This is a genomic window from Caballeronia sp. M23-90, from assembly GCF_053574605.1.
Genome location: NZ_JBSIPA010000033.1, coordinates 19794 through 28051, shown reverse-complemented (window position 1 = coordinate 28051; position 8258 = coordinate 19794). Strand labels below are relative to the sequence as shown.

The 8258-nt window shown below is 61.1% G+C and carries 8 protein-coding genes and 2 pseudogenes; 7 read left to right on the top strand and 3 right to left on the bottom strand.

Going from position 1 to position 8258, the window contains the following annotated elements; all coding sequences use genetic code 11:
• On the bottom strand, nt 1–249 hold a 249-nt coding region (locus tag ACRXB1_RS05985; protein ID WP_449491437.1), incomplete at its 3' end, for an alkaline phosphatase family protein.
• A gap of 295 nt (nt 250–544) precedes the next feature.
• On the opposite strand from ACRXB1_RS05985, the gene ACRXB1_RS05980 reads away from it, so the two are divergent.
• The 6 genes from ACRXB1_RS05980 to ACRXB1_RS05955 are packed head-to-tail and all read left to right on the top strand — an operon-like array spanning nt 545 to nt 6277.
• The gene (locus tag ACRXB1_RS05980) at nt 545–1624 is read left to right on the top strand and encodes a substrate-binding domain-containing protein (RefSeq protein WP_449491436.1); all 1080 of its coding nucleotides are present in this window, start codon (nt 545–547) and stop codon (nt 1622–1624) included.
• Nucleotides 1621–2634 (top strand): ABC transporter substrate-binding protein, encoded by a 1014-nt coding sequence (locus ACRXB1_RS05975; protein WP_449491435.1) that lies wholly within the window; start codon nt 1621–1623, stop codon nt 2632–2634. Before ACRXB1_RS05980 ends, ACRXB1_RS05975 begins: the two co-directional genes overlap by 4 nt.
• Before the next feature lie 9 nt (nt 2635–2643).
• Nucleotides 2644–3468, top strand: coding sequence for an ABC transporter permease (locus ACRXB1_RS05970; protein WP_174364657.1), 825 nt, complete (start codon nt 2644–2646; stop codon nt 3466–3468).
• A gap of 9 nt (nt 3469–3477) precedes the next feature.
• Entirely contained in the window at nt 3478–4371 is an 894-nt protein-coding gene (locus tag ACRXB1_RS05965; RefSeq protein WP_449491434.1) for an ABC transporter permease, read from the top strand.
• On the top strand, nt 4368–5426 hold the full coding sequence (locus tag ACRXB1_RS05960) for an ABC transporter ATP-binding protein (protein WP_174364679.1): 1059 nt from the start codon (nt 4368–4370) through the stop codon (nt 5424–5426). Before ACRXB1_RS05965 ends, ACRXB1_RS05960 begins: the two co-directional genes overlap by 4 nt.
• Nucleotides 5427–5443: 17 nt before the next feature.
• Nucleotides 5444–6277, top strand: coding sequence for a phosphodiesterase (locus ACRXB1_RS05955; RefSeq protein ID WP_449491433.1), 834 nt, complete (start codon nt 5444–5446; stop codon nt 6275–6277).
• On the opposite strand, the gene tssE is transcribed toward ACRXB1_RS05955, so the two are convergent.
• Both tssE and ACRXB1_RS05945 read right to left on the bottom strand, forming a co-directional pair.
• On the bottom strand, nt 6274–6696 hold the full coding sequence (tssE, locus tag ACRXB1_RS05950) for a type VI secretion system baseplate subunit TssE (protein ID WP_449491432.1): 423 nt from the start codon (nt 6694–6696) through the stop codon (nt 6274–6276). The genes ACRXB1_RS05955 and tssE overlap by 4 nt on opposite strands.
• A pseudogene (locus tag ACRXB1_RS05945) lies at nt 6693–7415 on the bottom strand (AAA family ATPase); the annotation flags it as partial. The gene tssE and the pseudogene ACRXB1_RS05945, both read right to left, overlap by 4 nt.
• Here ACRXB1_RS05945 and ACRXB1_RS05940 point away from each other — a divergent pair.
• Nucleotides 7414–8220 (top strand): annotated as a pseudogene (locus ACRXB1_RS05940) (type VI secretion system baseplate subunit TssF); the annotation flags it as partial. The pseudogenes ACRXB1_RS05945 and ACRXB1_RS05940 sit on opposite strands and share 2 nt — an antisense overlap.
• Nucleotides 8221–8258: the final 38 nt, after the last annotated feature.

The window sequence follows — 8258 nt, the reverse complement described above, 5'->3', positions numbered from 1 at the left end:
GCCCGCGGCGGCCGTGAACACCGGCTCGCCGGCCGGGTTCGCTGCGTTCGGGTAGGTCGCGAAGTAATGATCGAACGAGACGTTCTCGTTATAGATCACGACGACGTGCTTGATCGGCGTGGCCGTCGCGAGACGGTTCTGGATCGACTGTGACGAGTCGGGGTTGCTGTCGTTGCCGCCGCCGCATGCATAGAGGCCGATGGCCATTGCTGCAGTGGGTACGCCAACCAGTAAGGCTCGACGAAACATGTGTGAAGCTCCGATGTCGTTTGTTGTGTGTAAAGCGGGTGGCCGCGTGGCCTGTGGGGACGAGTCCGGACTTGATGGCCATTTTTCGTTTCCGCCCGCATTGGAACACCTGCACATGAAGCGCAAAAGGCGCTGCGCTTTCGCCACGGTTACTTCCACATAACAAGCAGAAAGAGTTGGTAAGGACGGGTTCCAAAAAGATGACGCTCAGGCTCACAGGCAGTCATGCCAGCGTCACACGGCGCTCAGATAATCCGTCCGCTGTAACCGTTTTCATCTCTTTCCCGACTGGCCCATGCACTCCACCATCAGAGACGTTGCCGCACATTCCGGCGTCTCCATTGCCACCGTATCGCGTGCACTCAACACGCCGGAGCTGCTCAACGCCGAGACGCTCGCAAAGGTGCGCGAGTCCATCGAAGCGCTGGATTTCATGCCCAGCGCGCGCGGCCGGCAGCTTCGTGGGGTGAGCACGCGGCTCGTCGGCGTGGTCGTGCCGACGCTCGCCAATCCGGTGTTTGCAGAGTCGCTGCAAGGTATCGATGAAGCCGCGTCCGCCAGCGGCTATCGGCTGATGCTGATGACTACCGCCTACGACAGTGGGCGCGAACGCCGCGCCATCGAGACCTTGCGCGAGCAGCGCGTGGACGGCCTGATTGCGACCGTGGCCGATGCCGAATCCAATCCGCTGCTCGATGAACTCGATCGCATCGGGCTGCCGTATGTGCTCGCGCATAACGACACCGCGTGCCGTGCGGCGGTATCGGTGGATAACAGGCGGGCCGCGCGCGATGGCGTGCGCGCACTCCTGCAGCGCGGCCACAAACGCATCCTGATGCTTGCCGGGTCGTTTGCCGAATCGGATCGCGCCCGGCTGCGGTATCGCGGATATGAAGATGCGATGCTCGACGCCGGCCTCACGCCCTACCCACCGCTCGAGATGGACTTCAACGCGGAAGAGTTGCCGGCCAGCTTGCTCGCGCATCTTTCGGACCCGCTGCGCCGTCCGACCGCGCTCTTTTGCAGCAACGACCGCCTCGCGATGATCGTGATTCGCGGCCTGCGTCATGCGGGTCTGCTGGTTCCCGGCGATATCTCCGTGCTTGGCTTCGATGGCATTCCACTCGGCGAGTGGTTATCGACCGCGCTTTCGAGCGTCGCCACGCCGAATCGCGAGATCGGCCGGCACGCATGGCGTCATCTGGCGAAGCAGCTCGGTTTGTCCGACAGCAAAGCCATCGACGAAGCCGCGAACGAAGCTAATGAGCCCATTCCCTTCAAGTTGCCTCATAACGTGCGAACCGGCGCGACTATCGCGTCATACATCGAACCTGCGGCCCGGATGGCCGCTCTCGAACCGGAGAATCCTGCATGAAAATCCGTCAACTCCTCGCCACGATGCTTGCCGCGACGGCCACCTTTTGCGCGGCTGGCGCCGCGTATGCCGACGGCACCGCGATCTGCTACAACTGCCCGCCGGAATGGGCTGACTGGGCGAGCCAGATCGAAGCCATCCAGAAGCAGACGGGCATTCGTGTTCCCTTCGACAACAAGAACTCCGGCCAGGCCATCGCGCAGATGATGGCCGAGCAGAAGAGCCCGATTGCCGACGTGGTGTATCTCGGCGTGTCGTCGGCGTTCCAGGCGAAGGACAAGGATCTCGTGCAGCCGTACAAGCCGGCGCACTGGAACGATATCCCGGCCGGCATGAAGGACCCGAGCGGTTACTGGTTCGCAATCCACTCCGGTACGCTGGGCTTTTTCGTGAACAAGGACGCGCTCGATGGCAAACCCGTGCCGCGTTCATGGGCTGATTTGTTGAAGCCGGAATACAAGGGCATGGTCGGGTATCTGGATCCATCGTCCGCGTTCGTGGGCTATGCCGGCGCGGTTGCGGTGAACCAGGCGCTGGGCGGTACGCTCGATAACTTCAAGCCCGGCCTCGACTGGTTTGCGAAGATGAAATCCAACGCGCCGATCGTGCCGAAGCAGACTGCGTACGCGCGTGTGATGTCCGGTGAGATTCCAATCCTGCTCGACTATGACTTCGATGCTTATCGAGCAAAATACAAGGATCACGCGAACGTGGAGTTCGTGATTCCGAAGGAAGGGACCATCGTCGTGCCGTATGTGATGAGCCTCGTCAAAGGCGCACCGCATCAGGCGAACGGTGAGAAGGTGCTCGATTTCGTGCTGTCCGACGCAGGGCAGCGCTTGTGGGCCAACGCGTTCCTGCGTCCGGTGCGTGGCGGTACGCTGCCGCCCGATGTCGCCGCCAAATTCCTGCCGGCATCCGACTATGCGCGTGCGAAGGATGTCGATTTCGCGAAGATGGCTGCGAAGCAAAGTGCGTTCGGCGAAGAGTATCTTCGTGTGATGCACTGATTTTCAGACATGCAAGATTCCACCTTCTCCACGCGCGCACGGATTGCGTTGCTCGCGCCCGCGCTCGCGGTGTTCATCGCGTTCTGGTTGCTGCCGCTCGTTGCGCTCCTGCAGGCGAGCGCCGTGCCCAATGCGTTGAGCGCGTATCGCGAGGTGCTGACCAATGCGCGCTATCTGCACAGCCTCGTCGCGACGATCGCGTTGTCACTGGCGGTGACGGCGGCGACGCTGGTGTTGTCGACAGTGGCGGGCTTGTTCCTCGCTCGCCGGGATGTGCCGGCGAAGCGCCTGCTGGTCGCGTTGCTGACCTTCCCGCTCGCGTTTCCGGGCGTGGTGGTGGGATTCATGGTGATCATGCTGGCCGGACGCCAGGGTTTGATCGGCGCGATCTCCACACGGCTCACCGGCGATCGCTGGGTGTTTGCGTACTCGCTCAGCGGTTTGTTCCTCGGCTATCTCTACTTCTCCATACCGCGCGTGATCGTCACCGTCATGGCGGCTGCAACCAAGCTCGATGCGTCGCTCGAAGAGGCGGCGCGTTCGCTGGGTGCATCGCCGTGGCGGATCTTCGCCGATGTCGTCCTGCCCGCCCTGATGCCCGCGTTGATCGCGGCGGGCGCCGTCTGTTTCGCGACCGCGATGGGCGCATTCGGCACGGCGTTCACGCTTGCCACCGACCTCGACGTCTTGCCTATGACCATCTACACCGAGTTCACGCTCAACGCGAACCTGGCAACGGCGGCGGCCTTGTCGATTGTGCTGGGTCTTGTCACGTGGGCCGTGCTGGCGGTTGCGCGCAGTCTGACCGGCGCGACCGTCGCGGCCACTGCATGAGGTCAACCGATGCCTGAATTCATGAAGCCGCGCGGTCTGCTCGTTGCTGCACAAACGGTCGTCACACTCGCGCTCGTCGCGTTCATGGTCGTGCCCGTCGTGATGTCGGTGATGGCCGGCCTGACCGTCAATTACTTTCGCGGCATATCGAGCGGACTCACGCTCAAATGGCTCGGACAAGTATGGGCGATGTACCAGGGCTCCGTCTGGTTATCGATAGAAATCGCGCTCGCCACGCTCGCCATCACGCTCGCGATAGGCGTGCCCGCAGCCTACGCGCTCGCGCGCAGCAACAGCCGCTCGGCGAGGTGGATCGAAGAGCTGCTCGTATTGCCGATTGCCTTGCCCGGACTTGCCACGGCGCTAGCGCTGCTTTCCGTGTATGGCGGCTGGAGCGCGTTTCGCTCCAGCATGTGGTTCATCGTGGCAGGGCACGTCGTGTTCACGCTGCCGTTCATGGTGCGCTCGGTCGCGGCCGTTTGCGCTGGAACGGACCTGCGCACGATGGAAGAAGGTGCAGCGAGCCTTGGTGCGTCGTTCACACAGCGGTTTTTTACCATCGTGCTGCCCAATGCGCGGCCTGGCATTGTTGCCGGCGCGCTTGCGGTGCTGACGTTGTCCATCGGCGAATTCAACCTGACGTGGATGCTGCATACGCCCGACACGAAAACGCTTCCCGTCGGACTCGCCGATGCCTATGCGTCGGTGCGCCTTGAAATCGGCAGCGCATACACGATACTTTTCCTGTTGATGACGCTGCCATTGTTGATCGCGATGCAGTGGCTCGGCGTCGATCCTGCCGGCGCACAAAGCGCTCGCGCGGCGGCAAAACGCAAACGTGCATTGCGGCGTGTCCCCGACCCGCTGCCCGTTCAAACTCCAACCGTAAAGACCGCACGATGAGACTCGAAGCCGTCCCAGTCACCCTCAGCCGATGCGCGAAAACGTTCCGCGGACAACGCGTGCTCGAACCCGTCGATTTATCGATAGAACCCGGCGAAACGCTTGTATTGCTTGGGCCATCGGGTTGCGGCAAGACGACTACATTGCGCCTGATCGCCGGGCTCGAGAAGCCCGACGCGGGTGGCCACGTCCGTTTTGGCGCCGACGATGTCACCGCACTGCCTATTGAACGTCGTCAGGTCGGCATGGTATTCCAGAACTATGCGCTGTTCCCGAACCTCACGGTGCGCGGCAACGTGGGTTATGGTCTGCGCATTCAGAAGGTGGAGGCATCGGCGGCGCGGCGCCGGGTCGATGAATTGCTGTCGATGACCGAACTCACCGCGCACGCCGACAAGCCGATCACCGAGTTGTCCGGCGGGCAGCGGCAACGCGTTGCACTTGCACGCGCATTGGCGCCGAGACCGCGTGTTTTGTTGCTCGATGAACCCCTGACCGCCCTCGATGCCCGTCTGCGCGAAACCCTGCGTGCCGAGATGAACGCACTGTTGCGCGAGCTTCGCGTGACGAGCATTTACGTCACGCACGATCAGTCGGAGGCGATGGCGCTTGCTGACCGCATCGTGGTGATGAGTGCAGGGCGGATTGAACAATGCGGCACGCCGCGCGAAATCTATTACCAGCCCGCGACGCGCGCGGTCGCACAGTTTATCGGCACGTTGAATCGTGTGGCCGGTGAGTGCCGCGATGATGCGTTCATTGCGTCCGGCGGCGCGATCAACGTGAAGGGACTCGTCGCGCAGTTGCGTGTTCAGGATGGCGGCCGGTCAGAAGTGTTTTTCCGCCCGGAGGACGCCGAACTCGTCAATCCCGAGTCCGCGCAATTACGCGGCGCGGTGGAGTCGGCAATGTTCCTTGGCGAACGCACACGCCTCAAGATCAAGGATGCTGCCGCCGATGCATTGATTGTCGATGTCCCCGGCCGGGTGGAACTCGCGCAAGGGACTATCGTAGGGATATCGGTACGTGACGAGGGCTGGGTCGCGCTGCACTAATCTGGAGAAATACCGTCATGCTGTTAGCTCAAATTTCCGACCTGCATATCAAGGTTCCTGGTGCGCTGGCTTATCGAAAAGTCGATACCGCAGCTTGTCTGCGCCGTTGTGTGGAGCGTCTCAACGCAATGAGTCCGCGACCCGATGCGGTCCTGGTGACGGGGGACCTGACAGACTTCGGGACAGTGGAAGAGTACCGGCACGTGGCCGATTGTCTGAAGCCGCTGACCATGCCGGTGTATGTGATGGTCGGCAATCACGACGACCGCGCCACGCTGCGCGAAGTATTCGCTGCCGATTATTTGCGGAAAGAGGGTGCGGGTGGCGACTTCGTGCAATTCGCGTTCGATCTTGGCGAGTTACGGGTCATCGCGCTGGATTCGCAAATTCCTTATGCAAGTCCCGGCACTTTGTGCGACGCGCGCTTGCAGTGGCTCGGACAGCAGTTGGACGAAGCACGTGAGCGGCCGGTTATCGTCGCGTTGCATCATCCGCCGTTTGCAACCGGTATCGGACATATGGACGACATGGCGCTCGACGCCGAAGCTGCCGGCAAGCTCGAGGCGCTGGTTGCGAAGCATCCGAACGTGGAACGTGTGTTGTGCGGGCATGTGCATCGGCCGGTGCATCGACGTTTTGGCGGGACGATCGCGTCGATAGCGCCATCGACTGCGCATCAGGTTGTGCTGGATCTGCATGCCGATGCCCCATCGCGTTTTGTGCTCGAACCCGGCGCGTTCGCGCTGCATTACTGGAACGCGGGCGTCGGGCTGGTTTCACATCACGCGTATGTCGAACAATTTGACGGGCCGTATCCTTTTTTTGATGTGGATGGGGCGTTGGTAGACTAGCGTTCGTCCTGTGTCGTGAGGTGCGCTTTTCCATCGGGTGCGAAATGCGTACCAAAACGCACGAGCCCGGTTTGATGCAAATGACAGGTCATCGTGAAGCTGAGCAGCATGTCGTCGTGCTTGTCGGCTGGTTCGATTTCGATGGCCTTCAGTCGCGGCTCATACTTGAGCAGCGTACTTTCGATCTCACGTTGCAGCGTATGTGCGGACGCAGGCATGTGCCGATAGATCTTTGATAGATCACCCAGACCGTAATCAGGCAGATGGGCAAGGCTGTCGCGGCGGCTGTTCAAGATCCGCTGGATGTTGTCGCGCACCGACAAGAATGTTTGCTGGTTGCGGTTATGAAGGTCGATCGGATCGCCATTGGCGAAGTGACCCGTCAGCGCTTCGAACAAACCGGGGCCGCCGCGCGTCATGACGTAATGTCGTCCGCGGACATGTCGAACTCGACGCCGATCCCGTCTTCATCCGAATATGAAAGCTTGATCGCCGCGGCCTTCGTGTCTTGCGCCGCACGGATAAGCAACTCGCGCGACAACACAGGCAGGATTTGCTGATCGAGCAAGCTGTCAATATTGCGTGCGCCGGAGTCGGGCAACTGGCAAGCGCGTACGAGTTCGTCAATCAACGCGGCGTCGCAAATGAGCGGCAAGCCGAACTTGCGCTCGACGCGCTGCGCCACCTTATCCAGTTTCATGCGCACGATGGTTGCCATTGCCTCAACCGAAAGCGGTCGATACACAACCGTCTGGAAACGCGCAAGCAACGCCGGCTGGAAGTGATCGATCAACTGAGGCCTGATGGCTTGCATCAACATGCTCGTGGTTACATCGCCACCAGCTTCCTGCACGGCATCGTATGCAGCCATGATCTGATCGCTGCCCAGATTCGATGTCATCACAATCACCGTATTGCGGAAATCGATGACACGCCCCTCGCCATCGCGCATGAATCCGCGATCAAAGACCTGGTAGAAGACGTTGAGCACATCGCGATGCGCCTTCTCGACCTCGTCCAGAAGAATCACGCTATACGGCCGGCGGCGCACGGCTTCGGTCAGCACACCACCTTGCCCATAACCGACGTATCCCGGCGGCGAGCCCTTCAGCTGTGAAACCGTGTGCGCTTCCTGATACAGGGTGCACGCGGTCAGAACAAACGGAAATTTTGTCGAGCCGTATTCAGTCGACGCCGTGGTCGGCTTTGAGACATCGAACGGTTCACGGTTCGAGTACGCGCCGTTTGCATCATTTCGCCATCGAGGCGGCATGTTGCGGCACGAAATGCCCGAACGATATTTCCACACACGCACACGGCGCGGGCCGTCGGGGCGATTTAATACGTGGGTGGTGCTGGGCGGCCACGCCTGGGACAACGAGACCGCCATGCACGATGAAACGCTCTCGCTATCAGTGACCGGCACGAATGGCATGTTGCCTCGCAAGGGCTTGAGAGAAGCCGGCATCAATCGTATGCGCGGTGGCTTTACGAATGTCGCGTCGGTAAGGAACCTGAGCGCGCCGACTTTGCCTGTTTATCCGCCGACGGGCGATCGTTTTCACTGGCGCGTGCTGTCGCATCTGGCGCCAAACTACCTTTCGCTGCTTGATGCCGAGATCCTGCGCGGCTCACTTGCGCTCTACGACTGGACTGACGGTGAGCTAAACCGCCGTCGCATTGAAGCGATCACCGACGTCAAGCATCGTCCGCTGCAAAAACTCGTGAAGGGCGGCCTGCTGCGCGGCGTGGAAATCGAGGTGACGTTACAGAGCGACAAGTTTGCTGGCGATGGGGATCTTGCGCTGTTCGGCGAAATGCTGAACCGCTTCCTCGCGCTCTACGCGACGGTGAACCTTTACACGCGGCTCGTGATCGTGTCATTGCCCACGGGACGCCGTATCACGTTTGCGGATTGCAAAGGCGACGGAGCGCCGTTTTGAAGGCCCCGCTTCCGGCGTTACTTCCGGCAATACTCCCC

Bases quoted from the DNA above. Each gene is read 5' to 3' on its own strand.
- ACRXB1_RS05975 (WP_449491435.1), top strand. From the start codon at position 1,621: ATGAAAATCCGTCAACTCCTCGCCACGATGCTTGCCGCGACGGCCACC.
- ACRXB1_RS05965 (WP_449491434.1), top strand. From the start codon at position 3,478: ATGCCTGAATTCATGAAGCCGCGCGGTCTGCTCGTTGCTGCACAAACG.
- ACRXB1_RS05960 (WP_174364679.1), top strand. From the start codon at position 4,368: ATGAGACTCGAAGCCGTCCCAGTCACCCTCAGCCGATGCGCGAAAACG.
- ACRXB1_RS05970 (WP_174364657.1), top strand. From the start codon at position 2,644: ATGCAAGATTCCACCTTCTCCACGCGCGCACGGATTGCGTTGCTCGCG.
- ACRXB1_RS05980 (WP_449491436.1), top strand. From the start codon at position 545: ATGCACTCCACCATCAGAGACGTTGCCGCACATTCCGGCGTCTCCATT.
- tssE (WP_449491432.1), bottom strand. From the start codon at position 6,696: ATGACGCGCGGCGGCCCCGGTTTGTTCGAAGCGCTGACGGGTCACTTC.
- ACRXB1_RS05955 (WP_449491433.1), top strand. From the start codon at position 5,444: ATGCTGTTAGCTCAAATTTCCGACCTGCATATCAAGGTTCCTGGTGCG.